Below are 15,627 nucleotides of genomic sequence, written 5' to 3'. Positions count from 1 at the left end.
TTCCTATTTATAATATAATAATATTCAAATATTATGATTTATTTAATCATTTCTCTGACTTTTTTGATTATTTTTTCTTCGCTCGGCAGTGAGGATTTTTCCAGATTGGCCGCGTAAGGCATAGGCACATCTTCCTGAGTAATCCTTTCGATTGGGGCATCCAAATAATCGAATGCTTCTTTTTGGATCAGGTAAGCCACTTGTGCCCCAAATCCTGCCACATTCCAACCTTCTTCCACTATGAGTACTTTGTTTGTTTTTCTGACAGAAGCTAAAATTCCTTCTTCATCCAAAGGTCTTATACTTCTTAGATCTAAAACTTCGACTGAAATTCCTTCTTTTGCCAATTTTTCTGCTGCGGGAAGAACATACATAAGTGCCCTGGACCAACTTACGATCGTGAGTTGTGTTCCTTCTCTTTTGATATCCGATTTTCCCATCGGGATCAAAAACTCGCCTTCCGGAACTTCTCCCTTGGAGCCGTACAATACTTCACTCTCTATGAAGATCGTTGGATTATTATCTCGGATGGAAGTTTTTAAGAGTCCGTAAGCGTCAGAAGGAGTGTAAGGGGCGAGAACTTTTAGTCCTGGAATATGAGCATACCAACTTTCGAAGGACTGAGAGTGTTGAGCTGCAAGTCTTCCTCCAGCACCGCCTGCGCCGCGGAAAACGATCGGGATCGGGAATTGTCCCGCACTCATATAATTCATTTTTGCCGCTGAGTTGATGATCTGATCGATCGCAACAAGTGAGAAGTTCCAGGTCATAAATTCTATGATAGGCCTTAGTCCTACCATAGCGGCTCCAATTCCAACTCCAGCAAAACCGTTCTCTGAAATGGGAGTGTCGATCACTCTTTTTTCGCCGAACTTAGCGAGCATTCCTTGGGAAACTTTGTACGCTCCTTCGTAATGTCCTACTTCTTCACCCATGAGAAAGATATTCGGATCCTTCTCCATTTCTTCCGTCATGGCTCGATTGAGCGCTTCTCTATATGTGAGTACTGCCATTATACATTCTCCGCATAAACATGCTTGTACAGCCAGCCAAGAGGAGGTTCTTCACTCTTTTCTGCGAAGTCTACAGACTCTTCAACGGTTTTGAGGATGATTTCGTCCATCTTGGCCAATTCTTCTTGGGCCCAACCTGCGGAAACTAGATCTTTCTCCGCTTTGATAAGAGGATCGCCTTGTTTATATTTTTCTAATTCTTCTTTGGTCCTATACTTTGCAGGGTCCGACATGGAGTGGCCCCTGAATCTGTAGGTGGAAATTTCCATGAGGGTAGGGCCTTCTCCTCTTCTTGCTCTTTCCACGGCAACCTTCACATGCTCCCTAACTTTTCGGACTTCGTCGCCTTCTATATGGTCTCTTGCGATATCATAAGCTGCTGCTCTTACGGAAACATCCTTAACGGAGAGCGCTCTATATTCTGGAGTTCCCATTGCATAGTGATTATTCTCACAGATCATAACTAGAGGAAGTTTCCAGATGGCGGCCAAATTCATTCCTTCGTGAAAGGAACCAATGTTTGCTGCACCTTCTCCAAAAAAACATAATGTAACTGCACCATCTTCGCGGTATTTGGATGCGTATGCGATGCCAGCTGCGAGTGAGATATGTCCACCTACGATCCCATGTCCTCCCATGAAGTGTTTCTTCTTGTCGAAGAAGTGCATGGAGCCTCCGTTACCGGAAACAATCCCAGTTTTTTTGCCGTATAATTCCGCCATGAGAGACTTGGGTTCTAAACCTCTGGCGAGTGCGTGGCCATGATCTCTATAGGTGGAAACTATATAATCTTTTTCTTCTAGAGCGGAGATCGCTCCTACGCCCACGGCTTCTTGACCGATGTACAAATGGCAGAAGCCGCCGATTTTGCCCATGCTATACGCCTTTGCGGAAGCTTCTTCGAAGCGACGGATCAAAAGCATTTGTCTGTATAATTCTAATAGATCTTCAGTTTCTTTTTTTGTTTTAGGTTGGCTCATAGTACTTTAGGAAATACGAAAACAATCGCAAAATATCTTCTTAGAACTAGGATATGCAAACTGATTTCGGAAATTTTTTGAAAAATGATCAGAGGCGGAGAAGGGGAGCTTCTTTTTCTAAAAAAATGCTTATGGAAATTTCCAGTTCGTTCGAACCTTTAGATGAGCCCAAAAAAGGAGAATTTTTTAGAAAAAATTCTCCAATTCCTTTCTCTCTTTTTCTTCAAAAATCGCTAATAATCAGCAAAAAATGGCTAAAATAGCCGAAAATATCCATTTTCGTTAAAATTAATCTAGGCCTGGTGCTTCACCGAAGATATATCTGAAGGAAACCCTGAATTTCTAGGTTTTTCCCGGATTTCAGCCTTCATTTAAACATATAGAAAAAAGACCAAAACCAAACCAGCACAGATCCCGGCACGGACGCCGGGCTCATGATCTTAAGTTTCAAGGAGGAAACAAATGATCATTAACCATAACTTAGCCGCGATTAACTCCCACCGCGTTCTGAAGTTCCAGAACAACGAAGTGGCGAAAAACATGGAGGCACTTTCTTCCGGTATGCGTATTAACCGCGCCGGTGATGATGCATCCGGTCTAGCCGTTTCCGAGAAAATGAGAACTCAGGTGAAAGGACTTCGCCAAGCGGAGAGAAACACTGAGGACGGCATGTCCCTGATCCAAACAACTGAAGGATATCTGCAGGAAACTAACGATATCATCCAGAGGGTCCGTGTACTTGCTATCCAATCTTCCAACGGTATCTACGGTGCAGAAGACCGTCAGATGATCCAAGTAGAAGTTTCTCAGCTCATAGACGAAATTGATCGCATTTCCTCCCAAGCAGAGTTCAACAAGATGGCATTGCTCCAAGGCGATTTCGCTCGTGGATCAAGAACTGCTTCTATGTGGTTCCACATCGGACCGAACCAGCACCAGAGGGAACGTGTTTATATCGCAACTATGACCGCTAAGGCTCTGAATTTGATCAAGTCTGACGGAACACTTTTGACTCTTTCTACTGCTGAACTTTCAAACGAAGCAATCGGCTTTCTTGACGATGCTTTAATGAAAATCAACAAACAAAGAGCAAATCTTGGAGCTTACTATAACCGTTTAGAGCATGCATCTAAAGGTCTAATGGTAGCTTACGAGAACATCCAAGCTTCAGAGTCGAGAATCAGGGACGCGGATATGGCAGAGGAAACAGTATCGTTCACTAAGAATCAAATCTTAGTTCAATCCGGTACTGCAATGTTAGCTCAGGCTAACGTAAGACCTCAGTCTGTCCTCCAGTTACTTAGGTAATTAGGACTTTCCGGCAGCGGGAGCAGTGATGCTCCCGCACCGGGAACTTTTCTGTAGAACTCCGAAGCCGCGCATGCGGCTATCGTTGTCTACGGACCTAACGAAAAGGTACAGGAAAAACGTCGGGTCTAATCTTCTTCTTTCCCCAATTTTTTTCCGGTTCCTTTTCCAAGGAGAAATTCCGAAGAAACCGAACTGGGTTAGTAATAACCTAAAGCTTATTGTACTTTTGTAAGGTTGCTGACGTTAGTCAGCATTCTTGCGGTTGATTGAATAATATCCTAATCTCCTCGGGAGAAAATGACCTGTCGGGTGGTCCGACCGGGTCCATCCCGGAGCACCGGACAGGTCATGTCCGATCGGAGGATAGGGAGATCCTCCGGAAACTCTCTACAAGGAGTGTAGGATGATTATCAATCACAACCTGAGTGCGGTGAATGCTCACCGCTCTCTGAAGTTCAACGAGCTAGCTGTGGATAAAACCATGAAAGCTTTGTCGTCCGGCATGCGGATCAATTCTGCCGGCGACGATGCTTCGGGTTTGGCTGTCTCCGAAAAACTCAGAACGCAGATCAACGGACTGAGGCAAGCGGAGAGAAATACGGAAGATGGGATGAGTTTCATCCAGACTGCAGAAGGATTCCTTCAACAGTCTTCGGATATCATCCAAAGGATCCGGGTTTTGGCCATCCAAACCTCGAATGGGATTTACAGCCCCGAAGACAGACAATTGGTTCAGGTGGAAGTTTCCGCCCTTGTCGACGAAGTGGATCGTATTGCTTCTCAAGCAGAATTCAATCGATTCAAATTGTTCGAGGGAGACTTCGCTAGAGGTTCCAAAAGAGCTTCTATGTGGTTCCATATGGGACCGAACCAGAACCAAAGGGAAAGGTTCTTCATAGGAACTATGACTTCCCGAGCTTTAAAGCTTACCAAGGCAGATGGTAGACCGATTGCGGTTTCTTCTCCTGGGGAAGCGAATGAAGTGATCGGCTTAGCCGATGCTGCGCTCGGAAAGATCATGAAGCAGAGGGCGGATATGGGAGCTTATTTTAATAGGCTGGAACATTCCGCAAAAGGTCTCATGGCAGCGTATGAAAATATGCAGGCATCTGAGTCCAGAATTCGTGACGCTGATATGGCGGAGGAGATGGTTGCTCTAACTACAAAACAAATACTCGTGCAGAGTGGTACGGCGATGTTAGTGCAAGCAAACCTAAAACCGAATTCGGTCCTCAAACTTCTACAAATGTAGTTTTCGGGAACAGGCGCCACCGGATGGAAACTCCGGTGGCTTTTTTTATATCTTCGTCAAAATCATTTTTTACTAAACATCTCCGCTTATAATTTTCTAAAAATTTATATTTAAGTATTGACTTAATTAAGTTTAAACTTAAATATATGGCCATGCAGGCTTTAGATGCAATTGCGGACCCAACCAGGCGCAAAATTTTAGAACTACTATTCAAAGGCGAAATGGGCGCAGGAGAAATTGCGGGACATTTTGATATAAGCTCCGCTGCGATCTCCCAACACCTAAAAGTTTTGAAAGAATGTAATCTGATCCAAGTGAGAGTGGATGGGCAAAGAAGGATCCATTCCTTGGATTACAAAGGTTGGAAAGAGATCCAGGATTGGCTCGATAGAGCTAAAACTTTCTGGGAAGGAAGACTGGATATTCTGGAAAAAGAATTAAGAGCTAATAAAATAAAAAAAGGGAGAAGATAGTGATGAAAGATCTATCTGTGAACAAAACGTATGGAACCTTCACTTCGGATTCCGAAGTTCGTTTCCAAAGATTATTACCTGGGCCGATTGAAACTGTTTGGGAATATTTGACTGATTCTGAGAAGCGTGGCACCTGGCTTGCTTCCGGAACTATGGAATTGAAAGTAGGTGGAAAAGTAGAATTAAACTTTTTGCATTCTTCTCTTTCAGACGAAAAAACTTATCCGGAAAGATTTAAGGAAATGGAAAACGGTATTAGCGGAGTTGAAACGATCACTGCAATTGATGCTCCTCGTTTTTTAAGTTTTACTTGGCATCCTAATTCTGAAGTTAGTTTTGAACTACAAGAAAAGGGGGAAGATGTTCTTCTTACCTTGAGACATTATAAACTGGTGGATGAATTCGGTAAACTTATGGTCTCTAGCGGATGGCATACTCATTTGGATATTCTGGTTTCGAAACTTTATAAAGAATCAGTTCCTAAGTTTTGGCAGACATTTGCTCACCATGAAAGTATTTATCATGAGACCCTAAAAAGTATCGTTAAGAAGTGATCCTTAAAATAGAAAAGCCGACGATCACTCGCCGGCTTTCTTTTAAAATCGATTGTTAGACCGATTATTTATTCGGAGTAAACTCCAAAGTAACCACACCTCTTGCAGCCGACTTAACGTTCATTTTCTTAGTAGCTAAGAAAGTAAACCCTCTGTCTTTTTTATAGACTAATTCGTCCATAAAGAGTGCGTCTTTTCCAGGGTAGGTAACTTCCCACTCGGAACCGCTTACGTTGCTTGCTCTAACATTGATGTCTTTTGCAGCAGTTAATTCTGCTAGATCATCTTTGAATTTAGTGGATTCGTCAGCATCCAAACCGGTAAACTTCAGAATGATTGTGTTGTTCTCAGTGAGATTGAACCATTCTTCTTTTAGTTGTTTGTTTACTTTTTTGGTAACACTTTCAGCCCAAGCAGCAATCGCTTTTTCACGAGATACTTTCTGAGTGATGTCTGCAGCTCGACCATCTCCTGTGCCGGTATCGACGATTTTTCCGTCTCCCCATAGCAGGATGACTTTATAAGATCCGGTAGCCGCAGTATTGAATAAAGGTCTATCCAATGTTTTTCCACCGATTGCAGTTACAGGTGCTTGGTCTTCAGTTTCTACTGAACCAACTACCAGAACTTCTGCTCCGGAAGCTTGAGCTTGGATTAAAATCGCAGCTCCTGCATCTAAAGAGTTTACTGCATCAGCAGTCAAACCGGAAGGTTTAACAGTTTTAGAAGCAGTTCCTGGATCTACGATCTTGTTTCCTGCTTTTTTGAGTCCTTTGATGATCTCAGCTTCTGCAATATTACCATTGCTTAAAGGAGCCACAGGTGCTCCCCCAACTTTAGAAGGAACTAAAACTACGATACGTGGATTTCCTACATCAGCAAGTAAACCTTCTACAGCAGTGGAAAGTTTAGATTCTTCGATAGTACAACGAACAGTAAGTTTTAAAATAGGTTGAGTGTCTATCTTACCTTGGTCTTCCGAAACGATGTCGTATGATTTTACGAACGCATCCGTTTTGGAAAGTAGACTAGAGCCTAAACTTTCTCCGTCGGAAGCTTGGCTTTTGCTGGAAATTTCTTCGCCAACTACTTTACGTACCGCATTAACTTTTGCGTCTTTGATCGCTCTTTGTTTTGCGTTCGCTATATCTCCGTTATAGATCGGAGCTTCTCCGAGCACGGTGATCGTATTTCCTTCTCTAGTGAATTCTTCTTTTTTCTTGCGTCGGGATCCGTCACCCGTTGCGCATGCAAAAGCGAAACCTAAAATCAGTGTGAGAGCGGTTATCCGCAGGATGGGCAGCTTTGCCATATCGCTTCCTTTTTCTCCTTGATGTATTGAATTCTGTCTATTTACTGAACAAATAAGGTATCTTACATGCGGTTCAAAGAAAGAAACAAAAAAATCCTAACTTTACTCATTTTTTTTCTGACAATTTCCTCAGGCTCCTGCGTAGAAGCGTCATCCAGAAGTCATATTTCTAAATCCAAAATTATTCCAGCCGAAGTTTCCTTCTACGAACAAGTGCTTCCTAGTCTTTCCGGTAAATCCGTTGTGCTCGTTACGAATCCATCCGGTATAGGAAGACATCCTGAGAAGATCTTAAAAGAATTTAAGGATAAAAAAGTTAAGATCAAACATCTGATCGGACTCGAACACGGGTTTTTAGGATTGGAAGAAGACTTCAGCAAGTCTCCAGTCACAATGGATGAAACTTTTCAGCTTCCTATCTATCATATTTATAAGGTTAAAAATTCCGAGATACCTGCAATTCTGAAAGGTGCAGATGCAGTTGTGTTCGACGTTGTAGATATGGGAATGCGTTGTTATACATACGTAAGCGTTCTCAAACGTTTGATGGATAATTTGCCTGATCCAAATACTAAGTTTATTCTTTTAGATCATCCAAACCCTGCGTTATATTTGGGCGCAAGGGGAGAAGGTATACAGAAGAAGTTTTTAAACTTCGCAGGAGAATTTCCTTCTCTATTCTTCACGGGTATGACTCTGGGAGAAGCTGCTGCATTCTATAATGGAGAATATCTAGGCGGAAAAGTGAAACTAGATATCATCTCTCCCGAAAATCTAAAGAGAGGATTCGATTGGGAAAGAGAAGGGATCCCTTGGTCTACGCCATCTCCGAATCTTCCTACGTTGGATTCTGCGAAAAACTATTTAGGTTTGGTGCTATTAGAAGGAGTGAATGTTTCCGTAGGAAGAGGAACTCAGGCTCCATTCGTATATTTCGGCGCTCCTTGGATGAATGAGCCGGAAGATATTATCCCAGAATTAAACGAAGACAGCAAAGGCGATTATTATTACCAGAGCGTATTCTTTAAACCTACATTCGGTCCTTTTAAAGGAGAGATCTGTAGAGGTCTTCGTTTAACAGTCGTAAATCGTAAATATGATCCGATCAGAATGGCATATAATTTAACCGCCATTATGAAAAAGAAATATAAGGATTTCAAATGGAGACAATACGCCGACGGATCCCATAATATAGATTTTCTTTGGGGAACCGAAAGATTTAGAGAGTCGGTGGATGCAGGTAAGACATACGAAGAGTTTAAGGCTTCTTATGCGGAATCTGAATCTTCTACAAATAGACAGATCCAAAAATATCTGATCTACTAATGTTTTATAAATAGATTTCGAAAGATATATTATGAGAACCAGATTCGCAGTTATAGTATTGATTTGTTTTTCCTTCTCCATTTTCGCAGAAAACGAAACCGGAGAATGGAAAGAATATGGACTGAAAGAAGTTTTAGGCCGTCTGAAATTTTATGCATTTGCTAAAATCGCCCAAAGTGTTCGTACGGGAGCTTCCTTCGACCAAGAATTATACGTCAAGGAAACTCCATGTGCTCAGGATTTTCCAAAGTTAGAAGGAAATTTCCAATGCGCATTACTCAAAGTTTCTACATTTGAAGATAAGTTGGCGGAAAGTTCTGAGCCGACCCCGCCTAACGCTACTGCTACATCTGCGACCAACGGTTTGACTCCGAGCAAAATGATACCCCCTATCCCTGTGAAAGCAAAATGGTATGAAGGAAGAACGCTCGCAGGAAAGGGAGTTCTTTCTCTTCCAGGAAAAGAAGGGCAGAGTGATTTGAAATTATTCTATCACACTGATGGAAAGCTAAGTCATTATTATTACGAAGATAAAATAGTGGTTTTTGACTGGAAAGGCCATGAGTTAAGCACTATCTTAACTGTAAAAGTGGATCCAAAATTACGACCACTTGGCGGTAAGGAATATTTTTTTCCATGAAAGAATTGTCTTCCGGTTTTTTAAGAATGATGGACCATGAAGGTGTGAACCCGGTAGAATATATCTGGGTAGTAGCTTCTTATCCCTCTTCCGAATCCGGAAAACAAGAGGCAAAACTTGTTCCTGCAAATTTTAAGATCGGAAGCCTTGTAGGCAAAAGAGTAAAACTGGAATTTACCGGAAAGATCCGATGCGTGAATTGTGGAAAAGTCACAAGTAAAAGTTTTAACCAAGGAAGTTGTTTTAACTGCTTCCAAACATTAGCGGAGAACGATCTATGTATTCTTCGTCCTGAAACCTGTCATTTTCATTTAGGAACTTGTAGGGAACCTGAATGGGGAGAAGGTTACTGCTTTCAAAAGCACACTGTGTATCTTGCAAACACGAGCGGACTCAAAGTGGGAATTACGCGCGAAAAGCCGGTCTCCAATCGCTGGGTGGATCAGGGCGCACAAGAAGCAATTCCACTTTTAGAAGTTTCCTCCAGAAGGGACGCAGGTCTTATCGAAAAACAATTTACCACTGTTATAGATGATAAAACAAAATGGCAGAAGATGGTGTCGGAAGATTCCGTTCCATACGATCTAATTTCCAAAAAGAAAGAGCTACTTGAAGTGTTGGATTCCTGGGACTTGGGAGTTCCTTATGTTGAATCAGCCGAGCAGAGCATTACAAAATTAAGTTATCCTATTTCAGAATATCCTAAAAAATCCAAATCTTTCTCGCCGGATAAGGAGAAGGAAATAGATTCTAAATTGCTCGGTATCAAAGGACAGTATCTTTTGTTCGAGGATGTAGTCATCAATATACGCGCCTATGGCGGTTACGAAATCCGTTTGTATTCGGAGTGAATTGTCCTATGAATAAAAGTTCTATTCGCAAATATTTTCTGGTCCTATTTTTACTTTTTTCCCTCCAAGGTTGCGGCTGGATGGTGGATATTGTCTTTCCTTTGGACGTAGACCGATTTTTAGGAGAACAATTTTATAAGGCAGCAGTAACAGGAGAAGGTCACGGAAAAATTTACAAAGACAAGTCCTTGGAAAAATATCTGCAATCTATTGTAGATCGTATCTTAAAATCCAAATCCATCCAATACAAGGACGAATTCAAATATAAGGTAACCATAATAGATGATGATAAGGTTATCAATGCGATCTGCGCGCCCGGAGGCTATATATTCGTTTATACAGGACTTCTTCATTTCGTAAAAAATGAAGCGACTCTCGCAGGGATACTTTCTCATGAGATCGCTCATGCGGAAAGAAGACATTCTACCAAACAATTATCCACGAATCTTACTTTATATTTTGCGTTATATTTTGTTCTTTCTTACGTATTAGGTCCTGATCTTGCGCAACATGCGGCCGATATTGCAGGACTTTCTACAAATCTATTGGGACTTGCAAACTCTCGTTCCATGGAAGAAGAAGCAGACGAATTCGGCTTTGATTATATGAGATCTACTCCTTATTATCCCGGTGCGATCGCCGATTTTTTCAAAGATATCCAAAAAGAGAAGAAAATAAATCCTGAGTTAAAAGGAGCGGATATTCCTTTGGAAAAATATTTAAGCACGCATCCACTCGACGAAGATAGAATTTCAGCCAACGAAAAAAGATTGAAAGATGCCGGCATTGGCGCACCGAATCAAAAATCATATTTTAAAGAAAGATACCGCAATAATATTGAAAAGTCTTTCGGAAACGAGGTTGACTGATTTCGATTCCATTTAGATAACTTTCGCGTTATGAATTGGAAGAAAAAGTTAAAAACTTGGGTGGATGGCGGACTCATTAGCCAGACTCAGGCAGAGTCCATTCTCAAATTCGAAGATTCTAAAAAAATTCCTTATGTATTCTATTCCTTTCTTGCCTTAGGGATCGTGATTATCGGACTTGGGGTCATCGCAATGGTGGCTGCTAACTGGGATAAGATCCATTATTCCGTAAAATTGGTCGCGAGTTTTACACTACTTTCAGGGATAGGGATTACGATCCTGTATTCTCAAAGTAAAGAGATTTGGAACGATACAATTCGTTATCTTTTAGTTTTACTTCTTTGTGTATTATTTTTTGCGAATATTGGTTTGGTTTCCCAGATCTATCATACCCAAGGAAAATTATACCAAGCACTTTTACTTTGGTCAGGGATCACTATCTTGCTCGTGGTCATGTATCCTGGTAGGGTACTGCAACATCTTTGGATCGCAGTATTCAGCTCTTCATTCTTAAGTTGGATAGACAATCATCCGGATATTAGTTGGAAAGAGAAAGATCATTATTTTTCTCTCTTCTTCTTTATTGCTTCTTGGGTATTTGCAGGGATTGCCATCTTTGCAGAGAGAAGATTGGATACTAAGGAAAGTAAAACTTCTATCCTTGTGAATCCGTTCTTACTTTGGGCTTTTGGTTTCTTTTTAACTTCTTCTATTTGGGGAAGTTTTGAAACTCATGATATTCCGAATTTGGACCAAGATCCTGAATTTGCTAGAAGATACGATCTGCCTTTCTCATGGTATTGGCCTTTACTTTTTCCTATTCTGTTGATTGCGGTGTCTCAATTTTTCAGAAAGCGTTTTTCTCGTAGAAAGATCATTTTACTTTCTATTTCCGGAATATTCTTAGGATTCCTAAATTACCCTCAGGTATTTCATTGGTATGGAAAGTATCCAGCTATGATATTTTTCTTTTTGGCCTGGATCCCATTTACATTCTTATTTTTTGAATCTCGAAGATGGTTCGATCTCTCTTTACTAATTTTAGGTCTTAGATTCGTATCTGTCTATTTGGAAGTATTCGGAAGTTTGCTTGCTACCGGAATTGGTCTGATCGTCTCCGGAATATTTATTTTGGGTTTCAGCATCTTAATATTTAGGATGAGAGAAAAGATCAGAAATGCCGCGAACCAGCTCTTTCAAGATGAGGAATTTGGAATATGAATAAGTTTAGCATTTATATTCTTGCTGTATTCTTACCAATCATTGTTTTGGCTTCCGTTGCCTTGGAGAGGGAATTCGATCTTAGGAATGGGAAAATTTTGATACTTCCGATTACTGGATATGATCCTAGAGATTTACTTTCCGGGCAATACCTAAGATTTCAGATAGATCGGAAATACTCCGACGATGTCTGTCAAAAGGGAGATTACGTTTCATCTACTGTAGAATCTGCGGTGGCAACTGTAGACGGAAGCAAGCTCACTAAAAAGGAAACCTGCGTTTGTTTTGATTCCAGAGAACCTTCCGAATATGAAATACGTTTTTACTCTGATTGTAACGAACTCAAAAACGATACGACTTGTTGGAACTACGTCAAAGGAGAATGTAATTACGGAAACTTTAATTATCCTTTCCGCAAATATTTTATCCCGGAAGAGGGCGCGAAAGAACTAGAGGAAAAACTCCGAGAACCAGGCGCCAAAATCCAATTGAGAATCGACAAAAATGGTAATGGTCTGATAGAAAAGATCATTTGGCCGGAGGTATCTTCGCAGTAACCTCGTTTAAGCTGCAATAGTCCTTCTCACCCAAACCCGCTTCGATACCGGAGCGGTAAATCTCATCCAGTCCGGAACAGAGTGGCAGCTTAGTTCCGGATTCTTCTCCTAATGAGAGTGCATGTTTGAGATCCTTATACATATTCTTCAAAGCGAAATGAGTCTCGTAATTTCCTGAGAATAGAAATGGAAACTTGAATTCTGAAATTCCGGATTTAGCAGCGGACTGTTCTAAGATAGATTTCAGGATAGAAGGATCTATACCTTGGCTTTTGGCCAAAGAAAAACCTTCCATATAAACTTGGAAGATCCCTGCTTGCACCATGTTGAGAGCGATCTTTGCCTTCTGTCCATCTCCGATCTGTCCACAATAGACAGTGTTCTTGCCGCAGATCTCAAATACAAAAGAGATGTCTTGGATTTCTTCTTTAGATTTTGCGCCTACCATAAATAGGATCTGTCCATCTCTGGCTGCATTCTTAGAACCTGTCATAGGAGCATCTAAAAATTGGATATTCTGTTTTTGAAATGCGTCTTTCAGTTTGATTGTGAGAGAAGGGGAGGTTGTGCCAACATCTATCACATATTTTGCATTCGTTTCCAGAAGACCGGAGGAGAATACTGATTCTTCTACTACATGATCTTCCGTAAGACAGAGTATTATAATTTCTGAATCTTTTGCTGCTTCTTTGATATCTCCGTGGACGGAAATATTCGCTGATTTTAAGTCTTGGATTTTTTCTGGGTTACGAGCAAATAACTGAAGAGAATGCCCTTTGGAAGAGAGATTGTTTGCGATCCCTCTTCCCATGATCCCGGTTCCGATGATTGCAATTTTACGAGAAGACATAAGGAAAGTCTTCCGCATACAACCTGATTTGGCAAGAAAAAGGTTTTAGAAAGAGCTAAGTGCCGCGCGAATAAAGCTTGTGACCGGAGCTTGTTCTCTGGTATCTTCCAGACCTTCTCTCAGTTCTCTAAGGACAATCTGAGCGTCTGTTAAAACGGTATTCACATTCGTATGAAGATCGTCTCTGTTGATTAGTCTACCTAGAGTTCCGTCTCCAGTATTGATCTTAGTAGTGATATCAGCTACGTTTGAGAAGGTTTTACGAATATCTCCTCTGTTTTCTGCAATCAATTCGGAAAGAGATACGAGCGGATCCTGCAATACTCTTCCTTTTAAGGAAGTTACTCCAGATTTATAATCCACTACTTGGAAAGTCCTAGGTGTACCTTTACCTTCTTCCGTTGATTCAGAAGTTCCCGGGTCTATGGAGATCACTCTACCGGAAAGCAAACTTTCGTTACGTATTGCAATATCATAATTTTCGTACATACGAACAGGCTCTTTTAGAAGAATGGTAACTTCTACCCTGGTGGCGACTCCTACTTCTCCTGCGGGAAGTACTGCTCCACTCTCATCTATTTGGATGAGTCGAATATTGGAAACGTAACCGAACGGTACACCTTGCACAGTGACCTTGTTTCCAACTTTGATCCCTTCCGAATTTTTGAAATTGATCTTTAGGAATTCACCCCGTTTTTGAACGGGACCACCTTCCGTCATAACGGTAAAGTAACCGACTACGACCAAAGCTACGGAAAAGATAGCACCTACTAAAAGATAACGAAAGGATTTCATTTAGGATCCAAAACTCTTACTATATATATCGGACTTTTTATCCAGAATATTCTCTTAGGACCCAGGTTTCAATTCTTAGTTTCCAGAATCATAGGTCCTTTGGTATGTCCATTGATAAACTGACGGATGAATTCATTCGGAGAATTCTGCACTTCTTCCGGAGTTCCGGTAAATAAGACCTGTCCCCCATAAAAAAATGAAATGCGGTCGGCTATCATATACGCGCTGGACATATCATGTGTGACCACCACTTGAGCTGCACCGGTTTCCTTTTTGATACGGATAATCAGTTCGTTGATCACGTTCGACATAACAGGATCTAGACCGGATGTGGGCTCGTCGTATAAAATGATCTGAGGATTGGAAGCGATTGCTCTTGCAAGTCCTGCTCTCTTCTTCATTCCGCCTGAGATATCGTTCGGAAAATTATCCTTCGCGACAGTCATATCCACTAACCTAAGTTTTTCGGCAACGATGCGTTGGATTTCCTCTTCGGGATATAATTTATGCTCTCTTAAGGGGAGTGCAACGTTATCGAACACGGTCATCCAGTTGATGAGAGCACCCGACTGAAATAAAACTCCCATTTTAGCTCGGAGCTTTTCTCTCTCCTGGATGGTAACCCCTGAGATTTTTTCGCCGAAGATCTTACATTCTCCTGCATCAGGATCTAATAGACCTGTGATATGTTTTAAGGTCACGGACTTTCCTGTTCCGGAAGGCCCAAGTACCACCATGGTCTCTCCCTTTTTTACCTGAAGGTTCATACCTTTCAGGATTTTTCTTTGTCCGAAAGCTTTGTGCAGATTGATGAGTTCTATTGCGTATTCTTCCATGATTTATTCCCTATAGAAGATCGCGGTGATCACGTAACCGAAAAAGATAACCATCAAAAAAGAAGTTACTACAGATTCTCTAGTGGCCCTGCCGACCCCTATCGCTCCTCCACTCGTTCTTAAACCGTGAGAACAAGAGATGGACGAAATGATTAGGCCAAATACATATCCTTTGAATAAGCCGGTGTAAAGGTCTTTAAGGCCCGGAATGGAAGTGATCCTTTCGTTCACATCCTGGAAATACACTATATATTCTATTCCCAATTGAAAATGCCCGACTAACGCCCCGCCTAAGATCCCCAAAATACTGGAATACACGCAGAGCACAGGGACCATTAAAGAAAAACCTAATACTCTTGGAAACACCAGAAATCGTACAGGATCAATGGACATTACTTCTAAAGCGTCGATTTCTTCCGAAACTTTCATGGTCCCGATTTCCGCTGCGATTGCAGAACCGATAGAAGCAGCTAAAATAAGTGCGGTCATAAAAGGAGACATCTCTCGAGTAAGAGTGATTGTAAGAAGAAGTCCGATCTGTCCTTCTGCTCCGAAATCTTTTAAGCCAAGTCCGGTGTTTAAGGTGAGAAGCATTCCTGTAAAAACTGCAACTACCGAGACCACAAACAAACTTCCTACACCCGCGATAAACATCTGGTCTAAAATTTCTTTCCGTTTTTCGACCGCAAATCTTAGATTTAAAAAAGTTTCCGCGATCAAAACGATCGTATAACCTGCAGCGTATAGAGTATCGTTCGCTTTTTCTTTAAAGGATTCCAACATTTCG

General features: G+C 41.4%; 17 protein-coding genes. 10 read left to right on the top strand and 7 right to left on the bottom strand.

Annotated features, from left to right (window positions below; translation table 11 throughout):
- Window positions 1-38: 38 nt before the first annotated feature.
- Both CH352_RS06680 and pdhA read right to left on the bottom strand, forming a co-directional pair.
- Window positions 39-1,013, bottom strand: a complete 975-nt coding sequence (locus tag CH352_RS06680) for a pyruvate dehydrogenase complex E1 component subunit beta (RefSeq protein WP_100706047.1) — start codon at window positions 1,011-1,013, stop codon at window positions 39-41.
- Complete coding sequence (pdhA, locus tag CH352_RS06675; RefSeq protein WP_100706046.1) at window positions 1,013-1,993, bottom strand: pyruvate dehydrogenase (acetyl-transferring) E1 component subunit alpha; 981 nt, start codon at window positions 1,991-1,993, stop codon at window positions 1,013-1,015. Before pdhA ends, CH352_RS06680 begins: the two co-directional genes overlap by 1 nt.
- 462 nt (window positions 1,994-2,455) lie before the next feature.
- Here pdhA and CH352_RS06665 point away from each other — a divergent pair, with 462 nt between their 5' ends.
- From CH352_RS06665 to CH352_RS06650, 4 genes are all read left to right on the top strand, one after another.
- Window positions 2,456-3,301, top strand: a complete 846-nt coding sequence (locus CH352_RS06665) for a flagellin N-terminal helical domain-containing protein (protein ID WP_100706044.1) — start codon at window positions 2,456-2,458, stop codon at window positions 3,299-3,301.
- A 406-nt stretch (window positions 3,302-3,707) separates the two neighbouring features.
- Entirely contained in the window at window positions 3,708-4,556 is an 849-nt protein-coding gene (locus CH352_RS06660; protein ID WP_100706043.1) for a flagellin N-terminal helical domain-containing protein, read from the top strand.
- Between the two features lie 152 nt (window positions 4,557-4,708).
- Window positions 4,709-5,029 (top strand): ArsR/SmtB family transcription factor, encoded by a 321-nt coding sequence (locus CH352_RS06655; protein ID WP_100706042.1) that lies wholly within the window; start codon window positions 4,709-4,711, stop codon window positions 5,027-5,029.
- A 2-nt stretch (window positions 5,030-5,031) separates the two neighbouring features.
- On the top strand, window positions 5,032-5,583 hold the full coding sequence (locus CH352_RS06650) for an SRPBCC family protein (RefSeq protein WP_100706041.1): 552 nt from the start codon (window positions 5,032-5,034) through the stop codon (window positions 5,581-5,583).
- Between the two features lie 64 nt (window positions 5,584-5,647).
- On the opposite strand, the gene CH352_RS06645 is transcribed toward CH352_RS06650, so the two are convergent.
- Window positions 5,648-6,895: a lipoprotein LipL46 gene (locus tag CH352_RS06645; RefSeq protein ID WP_100706040.1), complete on the bottom strand. Its 1,248-nt coding sequence runs from the start codon at window positions 6,893-6,895 to the stop codon at window positions 5,648-5,650.
- 66 nt (window positions 6,896-6,961) lie between these two features.
- On the opposite strand from CH352_RS06645, the gene CH352_RS06640 reads away from it, so the two are divergent.
- The 6 genes from CH352_RS06640 to CH352_RS06615 are packed head-to-tail and all read left to right on the top strand — an operon-like array spanning window position 6,962 to window position 12,359.
- Entirely contained in the window at window positions 6,962-8,221 is a 1,260-nt protein-coding gene (locus tag CH352_RS06640; protein WP_100706039.1) for an exo-beta-N-acetylmuramidase NamZ family protein, read from the top strand.
- Window positions 8,222-8,252: 31 nt separating this feature from the next.
- Window positions 8,253-8,861, top strand: coding sequence for an LIC_11883 family protein (locus CH352_RS06635; RefSeq protein WP_100706038.1), 609 nt, complete (start codon window positions 8,253-8,255; stop codon window positions 8,859-8,861).
- Complete coding sequence (locus CH352_RS06630) at window positions 8,858-9,712, top strand: DUF2797 domain-containing protein (RefSeq protein ID WP_100706037.1); 855 nt, start codon at window positions 8,858-8,860, stop codon at window positions 9,710-9,712. The genes CH352_RS06635 and CH352_RS06630 overlap by 4 nt, the downstream gene beginning before the upstream one ends.
- Before the next feature lie 8 nt (window positions 9,713-9,720).
- Window positions 9,721-10,581: a M48 family metalloprotease gene (locus CH352_RS06625; protein WP_100706036.1), complete on the top strand. Its 861-nt coding sequence runs from the start codon at window positions 9,721-9,723 to the stop codon at window positions 10,579-10,581.
- 30 nt (window positions 10,582-10,611) lie between these two features.
- A complete protein-coding gene (locus CH352_RS06620; RefSeq protein ID WP_100706035.1) occupies window positions 10,612-11,802 on the top strand; it encodes a DUF2157 domain-containing protein in 1,191 nt (396 codons plus the stop codon).
- Window positions 11,799-12,359, top strand: a complete 561-nt coding sequence (locus CH352_RS06615; protein WP_100706034.1) for a GDYXXLXY domain-containing protein — start codon at window positions 11,799-11,801, stop codon at window positions 12,357-12,359. The genes CH352_RS06620 and CH352_RS06615 overlap by 4 nt, the downstream gene beginning before the upstream one ends.
- On the opposite strand, the gene CH352_RS06610 is transcribed toward CH352_RS06615, so the two are convergent.
- The 4 genes from CH352_RS06610 to CH352_RS06595 form a co-directional block, all read right to left on the bottom strand.
- On the bottom strand, window positions 12,331-13,209 hold the full coding sequence (locus tag CH352_RS06610) for an NAD(P)-dependent oxidoreductase (RefSeq protein WP_100706033.1): 879 nt from the start codon (window positions 13,207-13,209) through the stop codon (window positions 12,331-12,333). The two genes, CH352_RS06615 and CH352_RS06610, sit on opposite strands and share 29 nt — an antisense overlap.
- Before the next feature lie 45 nt (window positions 13,210-13,254).
- Window positions 13,255-14,004 (bottom strand): mammalian cell entry protein Mce, encoded by a 750-nt coding sequence (gene mce / locus CH352_RS06605; protein WP_100706032.1) that lies wholly within the window; start codon window positions 14,002-14,004, stop codon window positions 13,255-13,257.
- Between the two features lie 68 nt (window positions 14,005-14,072).
- The gene (locus CH352_RS06600) at window positions 14,073-14,840 is read right to left on the bottom strand and encodes an ABC transporter ATP-binding protein (protein ID WP_100706031.1); all 768 of its coding nucleotides are present in this window, start codon (window positions 14,838-14,840) and stop codon (window positions 14,073-14,075) included.
- 3 nt (window positions 14,841-14,843) lie between these two features.
- On the bottom strand, window positions 14,844-15,623 hold the full coding sequence (locus tag CH352_RS06595; protein WP_100706030.1) for an MlaE family ABC transporter permease: 780 nt from the start codon (window positions 15,621-15,623) through the stop codon (window positions 14,844-14,846).
- Window positions 15,624-15,627 lie beyond the last annotated feature (4 nt).

The organism is Leptospira hartskeerlii, from assembly GCF_002811475.1.
GTDB classification, from domain to species: Bacteria; Spirochaetota; Leptospiria; order Leptospirales; family Leptospiraceae; genus Leptospira_B; species Leptospira_B hartskeerlii.
This window is presented reverse-complemented; position numbering and strand designations above follow the sequence as displayed.

Coding starts and splice junctions, on each gene's coding strand:
- CH352_RS06680 (WP_100706047.1), bottom strand. CDS start 1,013: ATGGCAGTACTCACATATAGAGAAGCGCTCAATCGAGCCATGACGGAA.
- pdhA (WP_100706046.1), bottom strand. CDS start 1,993: ATGAGCCAACCTAAAACAAAAAAAGAAACTGAAGATCTATTAGAATTA.
- CH352_RS06665 (WP_100706044.1), top strand. CDS start 2,456: ATGATCATTAACCATAACTTAGCCGCGATTAACTCCCACCGCGTTCTG.
- CH352_RS06660 (WP_100706043.1), top strand. CDS start 3,708: ATGATTATCAATCACAACCTGAGTGCGGTGAATGCTCACCGCTCTCTG.
- CH352_RS06655 (WP_100706042.1), top strand. CDS start 4,709: ATGCAGGCTTTAGATGCAATTGCGGACCCAACCAGGCGCAAAATTTTA.
- CH352_RS06650 (WP_100706041.1), top strand. CDS start 5,032: ATGAAAGATCTATCTGTGAACAAAACGTATGGAACCTTCACTTCGGAT.
- CH352_RS06645 (WP_100706040.1), bottom strand. CDS start 6,895: ATGGCAAAGCTGCCCATCCTGCGGATAACCGCTCTCACACTGATTTTA.
- CH352_RS06640 (WP_100706039.1), top strand. CDS start 6,962: ATGCGGTTCAAAGAAAGAAACAAAAAAATCCTAACTTTACTCATTTTT.
- CH352_RS06635 (WP_100706038.1), top strand. CDS start 8,253: ATGAGAACCAGATTCGCAGTTATAGTATTGATTTGTTTTTCCTTCTCC.
- CH352_RS06630 (WP_100706037.1), top strand. CDS start 8,858: ATGAAAGAATTGTCTTCCGGTTTTTTAAGAATGATGGACCATGAAGGT.
- CH352_RS06625 (WP_100706036.1), top strand. CDS start 9,721: ATGAATAAAAGTTCTATTCGCAAATATTTTCTGGTCCTATTTTTACTT.
- CH352_RS06620 (WP_100706035.1), top strand. CDS start 10,612: ATGAATTGGAAGAAAAAGTTAAAAACTTGGGTGGATGGCGGACTCATT.
- CH352_RS06615 (WP_100706034.1), top strand. CDS start 11,799: ATGAATAAGTTTAGCATTTATATTCTTGCTGTATTCTTACCAATCATT.
- CH352_RS06610 (WP_100706033.1), bottom strand. CDS start 13,209: ATGTCTTCTCGTAAAATTGCAATCATCGGAACCGGGATCATGGGAAGA.
- mce (WP_100706032.1), bottom strand. CDS start 14,004: ATGAAATCCTTTCGTTATCTTTTAGTAGGTGCTATCTTTTCCGTAGCT.
- CH352_RS06600 (WP_100706031.1), bottom strand. CDS start 14,840: ATGGAAGAATACGCAATAGAACTCATCAATCTGCACAAAGCTTTCGGA.
- CH352_RS06595 (WP_100706030.1), bottom strand. CDS start 15,623: ATGTTGGAATCCTTTAAAGAAAAAGCGAACGATACTCTATACGCTGCA.